The organism is Halomonas eurihalina (assembly GCF_008274785.1).
GTDB classification, from domain to species: domain Bacteria; phylum Pseudomonadota; class Gammaproteobacteria; order Pseudomonadales; family Halomonadaceae; genus Halomonas; species Halomonas eurihalina.
In genome coordinates this window covers 1-17,960 of the sequence record NZ_VTPU01000013.1, presented here as the reverse complement: position 1 = coordinate 17,960, position 17,960 = coordinate 1, and the positions used below count along the sequence as shown (strand labels likewise).

The 17,960-nt window shown below is 63.5% G+C and carries 15 protein-coding genes; 3 read left to right on the top strand and 12 right to left on the bottom strand.

Translation table 11 applies throughout. The features are described from left to right. Window positions 1-110 precede the first annotated feature (110 nt). From FZZ93_RS13110 to FZZ93_RS13065, 10 genes are all read right to left on the bottom strand, one after another. On the bottom strand, window positions 111-1,061 hold the full coding sequence (locus tag FZZ93_RS13110; RefSeq protein WP_149322772.1) for a TAXI family TRAP transporter solute-binding subunit: 951 nt from the start codon (window positions 1,059-1,061) through the stop codon (window positions 111-113). A gap of 161 nt (window positions 1,062-1,222) precedes the next feature. Then, complete coding sequence (locus FZZ93_RS13105; protein ID WP_149322771.1) at window positions 1,223-2,353, bottom strand: Gfo/Idh/MocA family protein; 1,131 nt, start codon at window positions 2,351-2,353, stop codon at window positions 1,223-1,225. 72 nt (window positions 2,354-2,425) lie between these two features. Next, window positions 2,426-3,928 carry a CoA-acylating methylmalonate-semialdehyde dehydrogenase gene (locus tag FZZ93_RS13100; protein WP_149322770.1) on the bottom strand — a complete coding sequence of 501 codons (1,503 nt, stop codon included), beginning with the start codon at window positions 3,926-3,928 and terminating at the stop codon, window positions 2,426-2,428. Between the two features lie 23 nt (window positions 3,929-3,951). Further along, on the bottom strand, window positions 3,952-4,854 hold the full coding sequence (gene iolE / locus FZZ93_RS13095; RefSeq protein WP_149322769.1) for a myo-inosose-2 dehydratase: 903 nt from the start codon (window positions 4,852-4,854) through the stop codon (window positions 3,952-3,954). An 89-nt stretch (window positions 4,855-4,943) separates the two neighbouring features. Continuing rightward, window positions 4,944-6,791 (bottom strand): 3D-(3,5/4)-trihydroxycyclohexane-1,2-dione acylhydrolase (decyclizing), encoded by a 1,848-nt coding sequence (gene iolD / locus FZZ93_RS13090; protein WP_149322768.1) that lies wholly within the window; start codon window positions 6,789-6,791, stop codon window positions 4,944-4,946. A 1-nt stretch (window position 6,792) separates the two neighbouring features. After that, entirely contained in the window at window positions 6,793-8,739 is a 1,947-nt protein-coding gene (locus tag FZZ93_RS13085; protein WP_149322767.1) for a bifunctional 5-dehydro-2-deoxygluconokinase/5-dehydro-2-deoxyphosphogluconate aldolase, read from the bottom strand. A 97-nt stretch (window positions 8,740-8,836) separates the two neighbouring features. Further along, window positions 8,837-9,634 (bottom strand): TIM barrel protein, encoded by a 798-nt coding sequence (locus FZZ93_RS13080; protein WP_149322766.1) that lies wholly within the window; start codon window positions 9,632-9,634, stop codon window positions 8,837-8,839. Between the two features lie 14 nt (window positions 9,635-9,648). After that, on the bottom strand, window positions 9,649-10,500 hold the full coding sequence (locus FZZ93_RS13075; RefSeq protein WP_149322765.1) for an ATP-binding cassette domain-containing protein: 852 nt from the start codon (window positions 10,498-10,500) through the stop codon (window positions 9,649-9,651). Window position 10,501: 1 nt separating this feature from the next. Then, the gene (locus tag FZZ93_RS13070) at window positions 10,502-11,626 is read right to left on the bottom strand and encodes an ABC transporter permease (RefSeq protein WP_149322764.1); all 1,125 of its coding nucleotides are present in this window, start codon (window positions 11,624-11,626) and stop codon (window positions 10,502-10,504) included. 52 nt (window positions 11,627-11,678) lie between these two features. After that, a complete protein-coding gene (locus FZZ93_RS13065; protein ID WP_149322763.1) occupies window positions 11,679-12,617 on the bottom strand; it encodes a sugar ABC transporter substrate-binding protein in 939 nt (312 codons plus the stop codon). A 206-nt stretch (window positions 12,618-12,823) separates the two neighbouring features. On the opposite strand from FZZ93_RS13065, the gene FZZ93_RS13060 reads away from it, so the two are divergent. Genes FZZ93_RS13060 through iolB form a run of 3 tightly spaced genes read left to right on the top strand, consistent with a single transcriptional unit; the run spans window position 12,824 to window position 15,559 of the window. Next, window positions 12,824-13,687: a MurR/RpiR family transcriptional regulator gene (locus tag FZZ93_RS13060; RefSeq protein WP_149322762.1), complete on the top strand. Its 864-nt coding sequence runs from the start codon at window positions 12,824-12,826 to the stop codon at window positions 13,685-13,687. Between the two features lie 44 nt (window positions 13,688-13,731). Next, window positions 13,732-14,727 carry an inositol 2-dehydrogenase gene (gene iolG, locus FZZ93_RS13055; protein WP_149322761.1) on the top strand — a complete coding sequence of 332 codons (996 nt, stop codon included), beginning with the start codon at window positions 13,732-13,734 and terminating at the stop codon, window positions 14,725-14,727. 28 nt (window positions 14,728-14,755) lie between these two features. Then, window positions 14,756-15,559, top strand: a complete 804-nt coding sequence (gene iolB / locus FZZ93_RS13050; RefSeq protein WP_149322760.1) for a 5-deoxy-glucuronate isomerase — start codon at window positions 14,756-14,758, stop codon at window positions 15,557-15,559. 83 nt (window positions 15,560-15,642) lie between these two features. Here the strand turns inward: iolB and FZZ93_RS13045 are convergent, their stop codons facing one another. Then, window positions 15,643-16,386, bottom strand: a complete 744-nt coding sequence (locus FZZ93_RS13045; RefSeq protein WP_149322759.1) for a sulfite exporter TauE/SafE family protein — start codon at window positions 16,384-16,386, stop codon at window positions 15,643-15,645. A 76-nt stretch (window positions 16,387-16,462) separates the two neighbouring features. After that, entirely contained in the window at window positions 16,463-17,485 is a 1,023-nt protein-coding gene (gap, locus tag FZZ93_RS13040) for a type I glyceraldehyde-3-phosphate dehydrogenase (protein WP_149322843.1), read from the bottom strand. Window positions 17,486-17,960 lie beyond the last annotated feature (475 nt).

Sequence of the window (17,960 nt, the reverse complement as noted above, 5' to 3'; positions counted from 1 at the left end):
GGACAAAGGATCAATGAGCAGGATGGAGCGCGAGGCGCACGGGACCGTGCCGGCATTCATGCAACGTTTCCAGAAACGCCGCATGAACCGGGTTCGGGCAGGCACCACGCTCAGGGAACCTCGATACCGGCTTCCTCATAGTAACGCCGTGCGCCGGGATGCAACTCACCCCGCATGTTGGCGAGCATCGAGGGCGACACGCTGCGCCACCAGGGCGAGCTCTCGGCCATGGCCTCGCGTCGTTCCCAGAATGTCTTCGTCAGGGTGTAGGCGGTGTTGTCGTCCATGCCGGTGGTCGTGTAGGCGGCCACCGGCAGCGATGTCGTCATCACCGGCTCGTCGATGCCCGCGTAGGTGCCGGCCGGAATCTCCTGCGGCGTCGCGCCGGTCTCGGCGATCTGCTCCTCGGTCATCGACACCAGTCCCACCGGCATGCTGGCTGCGGTCTCGATCACGTTGGGCGCGGGGAAGGAACCGGCCGTGGCGAAGGCATCGATCTGGCCGTTCTTGAGCGCGTCCGGTGCACTGCCCACATCGGCATCGTCGACCTCGACCTCATCGGTGAGACCGAATAGCTCGAGATAGCGCGCGGCCTCACGGGCCCCGAAGGAACCCTGACCGATCAGCAGGTGCTTGCCCGCCAGTTCCTCCAGACGCAGGGTGTCCTGCTCCCCGGCTACCACCAGGTGCATGGTCAGCGAGGGAATCGGGAAGAGCCCGCGGATCTCCTGGAAGCGTGGATGCCGACGCTCGGCAAAGGGCCCCTCGCCGGCCACCGCCTTGGCCGCCAGCGAGGGCGGCGTGGTGAACACATAGTTGCCCTGGCGAGCCATCACCTCCATGACGTTCTGGACCGAACCCTGGCTCTCCTCCAGGGTCAGGGTCATGGCACCGTCGGTGCCGGCCTTGATGGCCTCGGACAGTTCCACGCCCATCTGATAGTAGGCCGTACCGGCGGAGGCAGACTTGTAGGTGATGCGCGTGTCGGCCAGCGCCGTCAGGGAGGCAGCGCCCAGCCAGAGGGCGGCGAGCGCCGCGAGAAACCGCGGGAAATGACGCATGAATGTCTCCAGCTACATGTCGGGTACCGGGCCAGTACCTCGTTGTTGGTCGCCCGTAGCCTACTACCGCCACGGGCGCTGGATAGCCCGCTCGTCAGCATATTCGACATGGCGCAAGGACGCCATGCGGCCGCTGCCCTCGAGTTGTGTCTGAAAAGTGCCTAGCCGGAAACGGATACCCAACTGCCCTCGAGATGCGAGCGCTCGATGGCTTCGATCAGGCGGTTGACCCGTGCCGCTTCCCGAAAATTCGGGTAGAGGGGCCTGTCGCCCACGATGCCTTCCACCAGGTCGCGAATCTCGATGATCTTCTGGTCGTTGTAGCCCAGACCATGCCCCGGAGCGGGGCTGAAGGCCGCGTAATCCGGGTGTTCCGGACCGATCAGCAGTGTGCTAAAACCGCGACGTCCTTCGGGCCCCGCGTGTTTATAGAGCTGCAGCTCACTCATGCGCTCCTGGTCGAAGACGATCGAGCCCTTGGTACCGGTGAGGGTATAGGCCAACCCCATCTTGCGCCCGGTAGCCACCCGCGATGTTTCCAGGTTGCCGATCAGGCCACCATCGAAGCGCAACAGCGCCTGGGCCTGGTCGTCGTTCTCGACCTCGCCCATACCACCGCCACCGTCGGGCAACGTTCGCAGGGGGATCACCGTCTGCAGCTGGCCACATACCTCGCCGATGCGTTGACTAGTGAGATATTCCGCCATGTTGAGGATATGTGAGCCCAGATCCCCCAGGGCGCCAGCCCCGGCGGTGGCGCGCCGGGTGTGCCAGTCATGGGGCTTGGTCGGATCGGCCAGGTAATCCTCGTTGTGGCGGCCCCGGAAGTGCACCAGTTCGCCGATCTCACCACTCTGCACGATTTCTCGCGCCAGCTGAGTGGCCGAATTGCGGATATAGTTGAACCCCACCAGGGTCTTAACACCGGCTGCCTCGGCGGCCTCGACCATCGCCTGGGCGTCGGCAGCGGAGAGTGCCAGCGGCTTCTCGGCGTAGACATGCTTGCCCGCAGCGATGGCGGCCAGGGCCATCTCCTTGTGCAGAAAATTGGGTGCGCAGATATCCACCACATCCACATCCAGATCCTCCACCAGGGCCTTCCAGTCTCCGGTGGAGCGAGCGAATCCCAGTTCCCGCGCCTTGCGGGCTGCCTGTTCGTCATCGACCTCGGCAAGCAGGTCGCAGACCGGGAAGGCTGGCAGGGAAAAGACGGTAGGCGCCGCTTTGAGAGCAATAGCATGGGCCTTGCCCATGAAGCCGGTACCGATCAAGCCGAACTTGAGGTCTGCCATCCTGTCATCCTCACGTGATATGGCGACGCCGGGCTTCCCGGCCCGGCGGCCTGGGGTTGGGAGTGGCGCACTTCAGAGCGTCGGCATGGTGAAGTGATTGGTCTCCTCGCGAATGCCGCTCGGCCAGCGCTGGGTGATGGTCTTCATGCGCGTATAGAAACGAACGCCATCGGGGCCGTGCATGTGCAGCGGGCCGAACAGCGAGCGCTTCCAGCCGCCGAAACTGTGGAAGGCCATCGGCACCGGGATCGGCACGTTGACGCCGACCATGCCCACCTGGATCTGCTCGCAGTACTGGCGGGCAGCATCGCCGTCGCGGGTGAAGATGGCGGTGCCATTGCCGAACTCATGGTCGTTGATCATCGACACGGCCTCGTCGAAACTCGCCGCCCGGGCGATGGCCAGCACCGGCCCGAAGATCTCCTCGCTGTGGATGCGCATGCCAGGCTTGACGTGGTCGAACAGCGAGCCGCCCACGAAGAAGCCATCACCGACCCCTTCGATCGCCGTCTCGCGGCCGTCGACCACCAGTTCGGCCCCCTCATCCACACCGGCCTGGATATAGTCCTTGACCTTCTCCAGGTGCTCCCTGGTGACCAGCGGGCCCATGTCGTTGTCCGGGCCATCGACGAGACCCGGCCCGACACGCAGCTTGTCGAGCTCGGCGACCAGCTTGTCGCGCAGGCGCTCGGCGGTCTCCTCGCCCACCGGCACGGCCACCGAGATCGCCATGCAACGCTCTCCGGCGGAGCCGTAGGCAGCCCCCATCAGCGCGCCGACGGCCTGATCCAGGTCAGCATCGGGCATGATCACCATGTGGTTCTTGGCGCCGCCCAGGGCCTGGACCCGCTTGCCATGCGCGGATGCCGTGGCGTAGATGGTTTCGGCGATCGGCGTCGAACCCACGAAGCTCACCGCCTGGACGCGCTCGTCGGTGAGCAGTACGTCCACCGACTCCTTGTCACCATTGACCACGTTGAACACGCCGTCGGGCAGGCCGGCCTCGGTGAGCAACTCGGCCAGACGCATCGGCGTGGAGGGATCCTTCTCGGAGGGCTTCATCACGAAGGTGTTGCCACAAGCCAGCGCGACGGGGAACATCCACATCGGCACCATGGCCGGGAAGTTGAACGGCGAGATGCCGGCACAGACGCCCAGCGGCTGCATCATGGAGTAGCTGTCCACGCCGGAGCCCACGTTCATGGAATGCTCGCCTTTCTGCAGGTGCGGGATGCCGCAGGCGAACTCCACCACTTCCAGGCCACGGGTCACTTCGCCCTTGGCATCGGAGAACACCTTGCCGTGCTCGCTGGCGATCAACCGCGCCAGCTCGTCGGCATGCTCCTCGACCAGCGCCTTGAAGCGGAACAGGATGCGCGCACGCTTGAGCGGCGTGATCTTCGACCAGGTCGCAAAGGCCTCGTCGGCAGCATGTACCGCCTCGCGAGTCTCGTCGGCGGAGGCGAGGGCTACCTGGGCACTCTGCTCGCCGGTGGCGGGATTGTAGACGGGCGCGGTACGACCGCTCTGACTGGCCACGGGCTGGCCGTTGATGTAGTTGCCCAAAATACTCATGGGAATGTCCTCTCGATGATCAGTCATTCGGTAACGGTCAATTCGGCCTCGGCACAGAAGCGCTTGAGGTTATCGCAGCCCAGGCGGGCATAGGTCAGCGGGTGTGCCACGGCAGGGTCCTGTTCGGCCTCGACCACCACCCAGCCCTCGTAGCCGCTGTCGCGCAGCCCTTTGAAGAGGGTGATGTAGTCGATGAAGCCGTCGCCCGGCACGGTGAACATGCCGTTCAGCACGCCGTCCAGAAAACTGAGATCGCGATTGCGGGCATCTTCCAGCACCTCGCGGCGAATGTCCTTGCAATGCACATGGACGATGCGCTCAGCATATTTCTGCTGGACGGCGATGGGATCTCCTCCGGCGCCCACTAGATGGCCCGAGTCGAGCAATAGCCCGACCGAGGGGGCGGCCTCGGCCATCAGCCGGTCGACTTCCGCTTCGGTCTCGATCACCGTGCCCAGATGGTGGTGATAGGCGATCTGCACGCCCTGTTCGAGACAGTAGTCGGCCACCTGGTTGAGGCGCGGAATGAAGGTCTGCCACTGCGCTTCGCTCATGCTCGGACTATGGGAAAGCGGCACGTCGCGCCGACCATGCACGCAGTGGCTGACCTCGCAGAACACCATCGCCTTGGCGCCCAGCGACTTGAGCAGGTGCAGGTGTGGCTTGATGGCCTCGATCTCTTCCTCGGCGCTGCGGGTCAGCAGCTCGCTGCTGTACCAGCCGGAGACCAGGGAAAGGTCGTGCCGTTGGAGGATCGGGCCCAGCACGTCGGGATCGCGGGGAAACTTGTTGCCCAGTTCAAACCCGGAAAAACCCGCTTCCCGGCCCTCGGACAGGCATGTCTCCAGTGGGGTATCGCCGCCCAGCGACGGCATGTCGTCGTTGGTCCAGGTCAGCGGGTTGATGCCGAGGCGTACGATGGACATATATGAACTCCTTCATCAGGCAAGCCACTCAGCCTGCCCTCCCTTTTCGAGTAAGCGGAAACGTCGACGAACCACCAGGCAGTCGGCAATCAGCGGTGCTGGCGTCGCTTGGCCTCGCGATAACTTGCATAGGCCTCGTGGACCGGCTCGCGTGCCGAGACTTCGGGCACTGCCACCTCCCACCAGGCGCCGCCTTCTGAAGTGCTGGGCAAGGGATCGGTGTCCAGAGCAATGATGTAGGTGGTCTCGGCTTGACGGGCACGTACCAGAGCGCCTTCCAACGCCTGGATGTCACGTACATTCTCGGCCTCGCAGCCCAGCGCACGGGCATGGGCAGCGAAATCGGTCTTGGGCGCGCCACCCTCGATGGTCAGGCAGTCGTCGAGCAGGTTGTTGAAACCGGCGCCGCCAGTGCCCCGTTGCAAGCGGTTGATACAGCCAAAGCCTCGGTTGTCGAGCACTACCACGACCAGCTTTTGACCCAGCATCACCGAGGTAGCGAGCTCCGAGTTGTGCATCAGGTAAGAGCCGTCCCCCACCATCACGAACACCTCGCGATCGGGATGAGCCATCTTGACGCCCAGGCCACCCGCGATCTCATAGCCCATGCAGGAATAGCCGTACTCTACGTGATAGCTGCCGGGATCGGCGCACCGCCACAGCTTGTGCAACTCGCCCGGCAGACCACCGGCGGCGCAGACGACAGTACCGTCATTACCGGCCTGCCGGTTCACGGCCCCAATCACCTGGGCATCGGTGGGCAACTCAGCCCCCTCATCGGCGGTAACACGCGCCACCACCTCGGCCCATTCGCGCTTGAGGTTATCGGCCCGCCCCCGCCAGGCGTCGGAGGGTCGCCAGTCGACCAAGCCAGAGCCCAGCGCTACCAGTCCATCGAAAGCATCGCCGGTCAACGGCAGGGCGTGATGTTTCTGGCTGTCGAAGCGCCCCACGTTCAGGGCCACCAGGGTCAGATCATCGCGTTCGAAGAGTGCCCGCGAGCCGGTGGTGAAGTCCTGCAAGCGGGTACCCACGGCCAGGATCAGGTCCGCCTCCCTGGCCAGGAGGTTGGCCGCCTCGCTCCCGGTGACGCCGATGGCTCCCACCGCACAGGGATGAATATCGGGCAAAGCGCCCTTGCCGGCCTGGGTTTCGGCCACCGGCACGCCATGCGTTCGGGCGAACTCACCAAGGCGTTCGCAGGCGCCAGCGTAGTGCACACCTCCACCGGCGATGATCAGCGGTCGCTCGGCGCGGGCCAATGCGGCAATGGCCGCTTCCAGCTCGCGGGGATCCGGCTGGGGACGACGAATACGGTGCACGCGCGGCGCAAAGAAGCTCTCGGGGTAGTCGTAGGCGAAGGTCTGGACATCCTGGGGCAACGCCAGGGTCGCCGGACCGCAGTGTTCCGGATCAAGCAGCGTGGCAATGGCCTGGGGCAGGCTGGTCAGCAGTTGCTCCGGACGGGTGATGCGATCGAAGTAACGCGACACCGGACGGAAACAGTCGTTGACCGTGATGGTGGGATCACCGAAATGCTCCACCTGTTGCAGTACCGGGTCAGGATCACGACTGGCGAACGTATCTCCCGGCAGCAACAGGATCGGCAGCCGATTGGCATGGGCCAGGGCGGCGGCAGTGACCATGTTGGTAGCCCCGGGGCCAATGGAACTGGTAGCCGCCATCATGCGGCGGCGGCCGTTGGCCTTGGCGAAAGCGATGGCCGCATGCGCCATGGTCTGTTCGTTGTGGGCGCGATACGTGGGAAGTGCCTCGCGGGCATGATAGAGCGCCTCGCCCAAGCCAGCCACGTTGCCGTGACCGAAGATACCGAACACTCCCTCGAACAATGCCACCTCACGGCCTTCGCATTCGATGCGTTGGACCGCCAGGTACTTGACCAGGGCCTGGGCCATGGTGAGTCGAACGGTGCTCATGTCAAGCTTCCTCCACTCTGGACGTGACGCTGTGCAGACGCTGCCATTCCTCGATCAATTCGGCGTAGTTGCTGGCGACCCGGTCGATCAGCCGGGCGTCGTCGATGGTGCCGGCCAGCCATTCGCGGCTGGGGCCGGCAAACAGGGTTCGCCCCACGGTGAAGCCCTTACACCGGTCGTTACGGGCGGCGGCCGCGAAACCACGCTTCATGTCGTCCATCGGGGCATCCAGGCCCAGCAACACCACACCACGGCAATAGGGATCCTTGTCGTCGATAGCCCGGCTGACCGCGTCCCAGGCGGTATCGGACATGGCCGGCAACTTCCACCAATCGGGGCGGATTCCCAGGTTGTAGAGCCGCTGCAGGCTACGCGGCAGAGTGGTGTCGTCCACTGCCATGCCGACCGGCGGGATCACCTCGATCAGCAACTCCAGTCCATTGGCGCAAGCCGCCTGGTAGAGCTGACGCAACCGAGTTTCCTGTTCCAGACGCAACGACATCGGGTCATCCGGGTGGTAGAACACCAAGCACTTGATGATGTGCTCGCGTGGCCAATGCCGCAGGCGGCTGCCCAGGTCGTCGCCATGCTGGAAACGTAGCGGTCGGGAACTCGGCAACTCCACCGGACGGCCAATCCACCAGCCCTTGCCTGTGGCGTCGTTGAGGGCGTCCTGACCGAAGACGTCATCGACCAGGATCGCCGGCTTGTCGAGCCCGGTCCGCCGCGCGCCCTCCTCGGCGGCCCGCACCAGCAGCTGCTTGAGCACCGGGATGCGCGTCGGGTCGGCCTTGACGTCACGGGCCATGTCAGTGAGCTGGCGGCGATGATCGAAGGCCAGGCCACAGACCTGGGGCCAGTCGGCGGGCGTGCGGGTGGTGACCCGGTGGAGGTGGTTGAGACGTCCGTCATGGTCGGGCCGAGACACCGCGTCGCGACGGCCCAGGTAGTCGAACAATTCCTCCTCGGTGGGCATGGCCGGGGCACAGCCATGGCGCGAGACCACCAGGGCGCCGCAGGCGTTGGCGTAGGAGGCGCTGGTCTCCCAGCTTTCTCCCCTCAACCAGCCCCTGAGCAATCCGCTCATGAAGGCATCGCCGGCACCCAGCACATTGAGCACCTCGACCTCGACCCCCTCCACCAGGATGCCATCCTCGATGCAGTCGGGAATCTCACCCTCAAAGACCACGCAACCCAAAGCGCCGAGCTTGCACACCAGGGTCGCGTCGCAGACCCGACGTACCGCGCGTAGCGACTCGAGGGTGTCGGTGCTGCCGCCAGCGATATGAAACTCCTCCTCGGTGCCGACGATCAGGTCGAAGTCGGAAAGCCAGGCCTGGAGATCGGTGGTCACCTTGTCGTCGGCGATAAAGCGCGTTTCGCCGTCGCCGGGGGAAGTCAGGCCCCACAGCACCGGCCGGTAGTCGATATCCAGCACCCGCTTGACGCCATGATCGGCGGCAGTGTCGAGCGCCTTGCGACAGGCCCGGGCGGGAGTTTCGGCGGACAGGTGGGTGCCGGTGATGGCCAGCGCCTTGGCACGGGCGATGAAGGCCGGATCGATGGCCTCATGATCGATGGCCATGTCGGCACAGTCGCGACGGTAAAACAGTAACGGGAAGGTGTCGCGATCCTTGAGCGCCAGCAACACCAGGCCGGTGTGACGCTCCGGATCGGTCTGCAGGGCGCTGGTATCGACACCCACGCGTTCGAGTTCCTCGCGCGCGAAGTTGCCCATCTGCTCATTGCCGACTCGAGACAGCATGGCCGACTCGAGGCCCAGGCGAGCGGTTCCATAGGCCATGTTGCCGGAGCTGCCGCCGAGGTACTTGGCGAAGCTCGAGACGTCTTCCAGACGGCTACCGACCTGCTCCGAATAGAGATCAACGGCGACGCGGCCAAGGCAAATCAGATCCAGCGGTCTGTTGTCGGGTTTCATCTCTTGCATAGCGTTTCTCCGCATCGCTTGTCGTATCACGCTCCGACGTGGCCGGGAGGCCTGGCCAACCACTACCCGGACGTCATGACGCTATCCAGTCAGGGAGTTAAAGGGTGAAAGCATCCCGGAAACGTCGCAGAGCCAGCTCATCGTCCCCGGAGGCCCAGCCCTCCAGGCCCACCGTGCCCCGATAGCCGATTTCCTGCAGTGCACGGGCAATGGCCGGATAATGGATCTCACCGCTGCCGGGCTCACAGCGTCCCGGAACATCGGCAACCTGAACCTCGCCGATATAGGGGGCACAGCGGCGCACCAGCTCGACCAGGTTTCCCTCACCGATCTGGGCGTGATAGAGATCGAGCATGATGCGTATCTCCGGGCGATCAACACTCTCCACCAATGCCAACACGTCCTCGGCACGGGCAAAGGGCACTCCAGGGTGATCGACCTCGGTATTGAGGTTCTCCAGCACGAACGTCACGCCATGTTGCTGGCCAAGATCAGCCAGGCGATGCAGCGTATCCGCTGCTCTTATCCACATGGGCCCGGTCATCTCGGCCCCCGGCTGGACCGGCAAGCCCTGACCGTCGAGACCAGTACCGTGCAGGTTGAGTCGAGGGACCCCCAGTTGCTTGGCCACGGCGATCGACTCCCGGGCCGTCGCCACCAGCCGGTCGGCACCTTCCTGGTCCGCCAGGGTGCCCTCGAGATAGCCGGTCATGGAGGAGAACGTCGCGCCGGTAGCTGCCAGCGACTTGATGTCGTGGCGACTCCAATCCCAGATCTCCACCTGGAAGCCCAGGGCATCGATCCGAGCGACCCTTTCGGTGATCGGCAAGTCGCAAAACAGCATCTCGGCACAGGCAGCCAGCGTGAAGGGGAGCGTGTTTTGGCATGAGTTCATGGCTGTCGCGTCCCTCACTGACCGGCAGCAAGAGGAGGCCGGACACCGGATGTATCGGCGTCGGCTCGCTCAGTGTCGCTGCGCTGGAACTCGGCCAGCTCGGCGTCCAGACTTTCCAGCTCGGCACCACCGGCCATCATGTTGAGCACTTCCTCTCGGGTGATGTCTTCCTTGCGGAAGGTGCCGAGACTGCCGCCACGCTTGAGCAGGGTGAAGGCGTCCGCTACCGGATAGGCGTGATGAACGTTGTGGGTGATGAAGATCACCGCCAGGCCGTCGGCCCGCGCCTTGGCGATGTAGCGCAATACGACCGACGCCTGCTTGACCCCCAGCGCCGAGGTCGGCTCGTCGAGAATCAATACCTTGGCCCCGAAGTAGACCGCTCGAGCGATCGCCACGCACTGTCGCTCACCGCCGGAGAGCGTGCCTACCGGCTGGCTGGGGTCTCGCACATCGATGCCGATCTTGCCCATCTCCTGCTTGGCGATACGATCGGCCAGTTTCCAGTCGATACGCTTGAGAGGTCCCCAGCCCACAGTGGGCTCGCGCCCCATGAAGAAATTACGAGTGATCGACATCAGCGGGATCATCGCCAAATCCTGGAAGACGGTAGCGATACCGGCATCCAAGGCATAGGCTGGCGACTTGAAGCGAGCCGGCTCGCCATTCAGTCGTATCTCGCCGTGGGTTGGCCGATGGACGCCCGACAGCGTCTTGATCAGGGTCGACTTGCCGGCACCATTGTCGCCCAGCAGGCACATGACTTCACCGGAATGGACTTGTACCGAGATATCGCTCAGGGCGATGACACTGCCGAAGTGCTTGCTGACGTTGCACATCTCGATCATGGGCGTACGTTCGCTCATCTCACTTGGCCTCCATCGCCTTCTTGCGCATGAAATTGTTGAAGAGCACGGCCACCAGCAGCATCACGCCGAGGAAAACCTGGAACCAGTCGGTATTGACGCCGGTGTAGAAAATGCCCATCTGCACCAGGCCGAAGATCAGAGCACCGAGTGCCGCACCGATGGCCGAGCCGTAACCGCCGGTGAGCAACGCCCCGCCGATGACGACAGCGATGATCGCTTCCAGCTCCTTGAGCAGGCCGCGAATAGTGTCCGCCGAGCCGGTATCCATCACCTGGAGGCAGGCGAAAATTGTTGCGGACAAGGCAGTGAACATGAACAGCGAGATCTTGACGCGGTGGACCGGCACACCGGAGTTGCGCGCCGCGTTGGCATCCCCCCCGCTGGCGAATATCCAGTTGCCGTAAGGGGTGCAGAGCAACACCCAGGTCGCCAAGGCGGTAAGAGCCAGCCACCAGACGATGGAAACCGGGATGCCGGTCACTACCGGGTTGCCGGCAAAGTTGGTGGCGATCCAACCCTGCGAGGCCATCCAGGCAAAGAGCCCGGTCGCGACCTCCCCCGAGAAGAGAGCCGCGAACCAGTCACCCGGAATATGGTCGTGGATCCCGCCGATCTGGGTACGACCAGTCAGCAGGCGGCTGATCCCGATTGCCAGGCCCCGCAGGATGAACAGGAACCCCAGGGTCACGATGAACGAAGGCAGCCCCGTCTTGTTGACCAGATTGCCATTGATCCAGCCCACCAGAGCCGCGCAGGAGAAAGCCAGTATGATGGCCGCCCACAGGGGCCAACCGTATTCCACGGCTGGGATGGCGATGAGAATGCCGGCCAGACCGATCATCGAACCAATGGAAAGATCGAACTCGCCACCGATCATCAGCAGGGCGGCAGCGGTGGCGATGATCCCCAGTTGAGCCGCCACTTCGAGGAAATTGACGATGCCCGCTGGCGTGAACATGCCAGTGCCACTGGCAGCCACGATAAAGAACGCGAGCACCAGGACAGTACCAGCCAGGGCGCCCAGCTCAGGACGGCTCAACGCCCTCTTCCAGAACGATACCTTCTGGATACGCTCATCCTGCGGTGCCACCGCGTCGGTTTGTGGGGATGCATTGGACTTCATGATGGTCGACTCCCGAAGCCCGCCGGGCGGGCCCTTGCATGCATGATGATGCTCAGCGGATGCCCTGCTCGCTCAGCTCGAGGACCTGGGCGGCGTTGTCCGGAGTGACGAAGCCGGGACCGGTAGGAACGTCGCCGGCCGGTAGCAAGCCATTCTTGGCGAACTGATCGAGGAACATCACCGGCAAGTAGCCCTGCAGGTATTGTTGCTGGTCGATGGCAAAATCCAGCTCTTCACCCTCGAGAGCCTCGAGGATGCCGGGCGAGAGATCGAAAGTGCCAAGCGTGAACATGTCGGTGGCCCCTTGCTCACGCATGGCCTGAATCATGGGTTCGGCAGCCAGTGCCCCCAGCGTCAGGATGCCGCGCACATCGCTGTTCTCGTTGAGATAGGCGACGATGGCATTGCGGATCGACGTCGGATCATAGGTCGTGGCCAGTTGCTCGGCATTACCGTCAAACCCCTCGAGGAAGCCGTCGCAACGCTGGTCGAGGCCCTGGTTACCCTGCTCGTGGTTGACACAAACCGCCTTCTCGACGCCCATCTCCTGCATGCGCTCGGCGGCCTGTTTACCTGCTTCATACTCGCTCTGGCCGACATGCAGACGGCTCCCATACTTCTGCGCGACATCGCCACCGGAGTTGATGGTGATCACTGGAATGCCGTTGTCGGAGGCCTCCTGGACGATGCCTCCCAGCGCATCTTCATCGGTGAAGGAGACAATCAGGCCATCCGGGTCGGAGGCCACCGCCGCCTCAACCAGTTGCTGCATCTTGGCCATGTCGAAGGTAGACGGTGCGCGATACTCCAACTCCGCTCCTACCGTGTCAGCAGCCGCCTCGGCCCCGTTCTTGACTACGGACCAGAAGGGGTCAGAGGGAACGCCATGGGTCACCATGACGAAACGGTTCTCTTCTTGTGCCTGTACCGTGCCGGCCATGAGCGCCACCGCGGTGGTCGAGGCCAGCAGCCAATGTGATAGACGTGCCATGGATGAAATTCCTCTCTCGATTATCGTTGTGTGGGAGCTACATCAGCGCAGTGACGCTATGGAATATAGATTCCATTACAGAGAATTATCAAACACAATATTCTATACTTTGGTATAAATAGAACATTTATTCCATTTAGCCTAGACTGCCCCGAGACGAACGAACCGGAAGTCAGCGCCATAGCGGCGAAGACGAGGAACCTCACATGAATCAGATACCCCAGGATTTCGAGGAGCTGGAAACCCGCATCACGGCCGACTACCCGGCTCTGAGCCGCCGTTTGCAACAGACCGCACGTTTCCTGCTCGACCACCCCCAGGAGGTGGCCTTCGCTACCGTCGCCCAGCTTGCCGAACAGGCCGACGTGACACCCTCGACCCTGATCCGCTTTGCCAACAGTTTCGGGTTCACCGGCTTCTCCGAGATGCAACGGCTGTTTCGCTCGCGGCTGGTGGACGAGTTGCCCAACTACAACGAGCGTATCCACGCCGTGCGATCTGCCACCGGCGAGACCCCGGACAGCACCCAGTTGCTCTGGGAATTTGCCGACGCCAATCGCGAGGTACTGGAACAACTGCCGAGCCGCATTGACCCGCGCCACCTGGAGCGCGCCCTGGACATCTTCGAGCAAGCCAGCGCCATCCACGTGATGGGGGCGCGGCGCAGCTTCGTAGTAGCCAGCTACATGACTTACGCGCTGCATCACATCGACAAGCGCACCTTCCTGGTCAACGGTCTGGGAGGAATGTATGGCGAACAACTCAAGGCCATTGGCGATGACGATGCCTTGCTGGTGGTGAGCTTCTCGCCCTATGCCCAGGAAACACGTGAAATGGCAGACGAAGCCCGCAAGCGCGGTGTCCCGCTGGTGGTGATTACCGACTCCAGTCTCAGCCCCCTGGCCCGCCTCGCCGACGTCTCGTTGGTGGTGCACGAAGCGGAGGTCAAGAGCTTCCGCGGCCTGACCGCTTCACTGTGCCTGACCCAGACCCTGGCCATCTCACTGGGCATGCGCCAGGACAAGGCCAGGGATCACCCCTCGTCTGACAGCAATGCGGGGCAAGTGTGATCGGACAGCACACGACCATTCACCGATAACGAGAGGACACCGCCATGAGACTCGCCCTGATCGGCGCCGGGCGCATCGGCAAGGTTCATGCCCAGGCCATCGACCGCAGCCCCGACGTCACCCTGGCCGCCGTGGCTGACTTCCATGCTCCGGCTGCCGAGACCCTGGCCGCCGAGTACGGCGCCCGAGCGCTCGATGCCAACACCGTCTTCGAGGATGACGAGATCGATGCCGTACTGATCGCCTCGAGCACACCGACCCATGCCGACTACCTGGAACGCGCAGCCCGCGCCGGCAAGGCCGTGCTCTGCGAGAAGCCCATCGCTCTCGACCTGGCCCGCACCGTCGAGGCACTCCGGGTACTGGAGTCGCATCCGGTGACCTGCGCCCTGGGGTTCAATCGCCGTCATGACCCGCAATTCGCCGCCCTGAAGCGCGCCGTGATGGAAGGCCGGATCGGTAATCTCGAGACACTCACCATCATCAGCCGCGATCCAGCACCACCGCCCACCGAGTACATCGACGCCTCTGGCGGCATATTCCGCGACATGACGATCCATGACTTCGACATGGCCCGCTGGCTGCTGAATGAACCCATCGCCGAGGTTCACGCCGAGGGCAGTTGCCTCATCGACCCCGGCATCGGCGCAGCCGGCGACGTGGATACCGCCATGGTCACCCTGATCACCAACAGCAGACGGCTCTGCCATATCAGCAATTCGCGACGCGCCTGCTACGGCTACGACCAGCGTATCGAGGCCTTCGGCAGCGCCGGCATGCTCCAGGCGCAGAACGAGAGCGACACCCGACTGCGCTTCACCGGCGAGCCCGGCCAGGTGGAAGGAAAGCCCAAGTGGTTCTTTCTGGAACGCTATGCCGAGGCCTATCGCCACGAGATCGACGATTTCGTCGATGCCTGGAAACAACAACGCGCCCCGTTAGCGGGTGCCGATGACGGTCTCCAGGCGCTACGCCTGGCCGAAGCAGCCGAACGCTCGCGCCACGAGGGCCGTCGCATCACGCTTGATGAGATCGGCTGAGACCCACGACGACTCGAGGAGAGTAACGATGACTTCGCTACTGGTTCGCCCGAACGAGCCCGATACCCAGGGCAAGGTCCTGGAGGTCACGCCGGCATCCGCCGGTTGGGATCATGTCGGCTTTCGCGTGCACAAGCTGACCCAAGGACAGCAGATCGAAGGCAACACCGGCGAGCGCGAGCACTGTCTGGTGCTACTCTCCGGCCGGGCCACCGTGACCAGCGGCGAACACCGCTGGGAGGATATCGGTGAACGCATGGATATCTTCGAGAAGGTACCGCCTTACGCCGTCTATCTTCCCGATGGCGTGGCGTTCAGCGTGGAAGCCACCACCGACATGGAATTGGCGGTGTGCAGCGCTCCCGGGCACGGCAACCATGAACCACGGTTGATTGCCCCCCACCAGATCAAGCAAAGCACCCGTGGTGGTGGCACCAACACCCGCCACATCCAGGACATCCTGCCGGAGACCGAGCCGGCCGACAGCCTGCTGGTGGTGGAGGTCTACACCCCGGCGGGCAACTGGTCCAGCTACCCGCCCCACAAGCATGATGTGGACAACCTGCCGGAAGAGTCGATCCTCGAGGAAACCTATTACCACCGTCTCAATCCTTCCCAGGGTTTCGCCTTCCAGCGCGTCTATACCGATGACCGCTCGCTGGACGAAACCATGGCGGTGGAAAACGGTTGCTGCGTGATGGTGCCCCGTGGCTATCACCCGGTGGGCGCGCCCCATGGTTACGAGCTCTACTACCTCAACGTGATGGCCGGCCCCAAGCGGGAATGGAAATTCCAGAACGATCCGGCTCACGACTGGATCGTCAGGCAGTAGGCACTCGCGCGCGTCCTGTCCAGACGTCTCTTTCCCCCGCTCCGGCGGGGTTTTTTGCCCGCTCCACAGCGGCGTCGCCGCTCCTACGAAAGCGCTTTGATGATCAGCTGCACGCCGACGATGGCCATGGCCAGGATCACCAGCCGATAGAACAGCCGCTCGTTGACGCGGCTCTGTAGCCAGAGCCCGCTACGCACACCGAACCAGGCCACCGGCACCAGCGCCAGCGAGGCCCAGGCGCTGGTCAGGTTGATCTCGCCGAGCCACAGGTACGGCGGCAGCTTCATCAGGTTGACCGCGGCGAACGACAGGGTGCAGGTGGCAATGAAGGCGCGCTTGGAAAGCTGGCGCGGCACCAGGTAGAGGTTCATCGGGGGCGCCCCGGCATGGGCGAGAAAGCTGGTCAGCCCCACGCCCATGCCCGCCGGCCAGGCCCAGAGAGAGTGGATGGGCCGCGAAGCCGCCGGCTTGACGATCATGTAGACCACGAACAGCAGCGACACCGCGCCCAGCAACAGCCGAACATGGTTCTCGTCGAGCGAGCCGATCAACAGGGTACCGGCCACGACCCCCAGGGCCATGCCGGGCACAAGACGACGTACCTCGGTCGCGTCGTGCTGCCCCCACCAGGCTCTGACCGCGAACAGGTCCATGACCAGCAGCAGCGGCAGCAACAGACCGGCCGCCTCGATGGGACCGATGGCCAGGGCCATCAGTGGCACCGACAGGGTGCCGAAGCCACCGGCGAAACCACCCTTGGACACCCCGGTCAGGTAGGTGGAGAGAATGATCAGCGTCCAGGCCAGCCAGCCGTAATCGGGCAGCATGAATGTCTTCCTTGCACATGACGACGCCGGGGCGGCAAGCGCCCCGGCGTCGGGTCGTTCGATGGCGAACGGGGAATCAGGCGACGTTACGCTCGCCGTTGCTCGCGGCGTGCATGGCCAGAGCGGTATCGAGCATGCGGTTGGAGAAGCCCCATTCGTTGTCGTACCAGGCCATCACTTTCACCAGACGCCCGTTGACCCGGGTATGGTTGGCGTCGAATGTAGACGAGTTGGCGTCGTGATTGAAGTCGATGGAGACCAGCGGCTGAGCGTTGACGCGCATGACCGGAGAACGCTTGGCGGCCTCCTCGACGGCGGCATTGACCTCCTCGATGCTGGTTTCGCGGGAGGCGGTGAAAGTCAGGTCGACCAGAGAGACATTGATCACCGGCACGCGCACCGCCAGGCCGTCGAGGCGCCCGTCGAGTTCCGGCAGGACCAGCCCGATCGCCGCCGCCGCCCCGGTCTTGGCCGGAATCATCGAATGAGTGGCGCTGCGGGCGCGGTAGGGGTCCTTGTGATAGACGTCGGACAGGTTCTGGTCGTTGGTGTAGGCATGCACCGTGGTCATCAGGCCGGTTTCGATGCCCACCCGATCATGCAGCGCCTGTGCCAGGGGCGCCAGGCAGTTGGTGGTGCAGGATCCATTGGAGACCACCTTGTGCTCCGCGGTCAGGACATCCTCGTTGACGCCGTACACGATGGTCGCATCGGCATTGGCGGTCGGCGCCGAGACCAGCACGCGCTTGGCGCCGGCAGTGATGTGCTGGGCTGCCGACTCACGATCGGTGAACAGGCCGGTGCACTCCATGACCAGATCGACACCCAGATCCCTCCAGGGCAGCTTCGCCGGGTCGCGCTCGGAAAGGGCCTCGATACGCTGGCCATCGACGCTCAGGCTCGACTCATCGTGCCCCACCTCAAAGGGAAAATGACCGTGCACCGTATCGTGGCGCAGCAGGTGAGCATTGAGGGCGGGATCCCCCAGGTCATTGATGGCCACGACGCGGATGCGATCGCGATAGCCCCCTTCATATAGAGCGCGCAGAACATTGCGGCCGATACGACCGAAGCCGTTGATGGCGATCTTGAGTGTCATGGTGTCGTCCTCTCGATTCAGTACCGTCTCATGGATATGGCTGAGCCGATGGGCGGAAGGCGTCTCGGGGTGTCCCGACCGGGCAGGCCGACGGCTCATGTCATGTTTCCTCCCAATGTGAATCACGATAGCGCCGGACACAAGCCGTTTTTAGTAACTTTACAACAAAAAAGACAACCGCTTATATGCCGTTTCGGCCTTAACAGACTATGAAATAAGGAAAAATTCCAAATATGCGGGATCATCCCCTTAATATCTATACCTTAGTCGAAAGGCTTGTCCTTAGTAAAAAAACCACACATAAGCTATGGTGACAGGATTCTGCACCACCAAGGCCGAACGAGCCCTCCGCCTCGGCCCACAGGAGACCCCGGCATGCCCCATTTCCCCTCACCCGCTCGCCGCACCAAGATCGTCGCCACCCTCGGGCCGGCCAGTGACAGGCCCGGCGTGCTCGAACGGATGATCGCCGCCG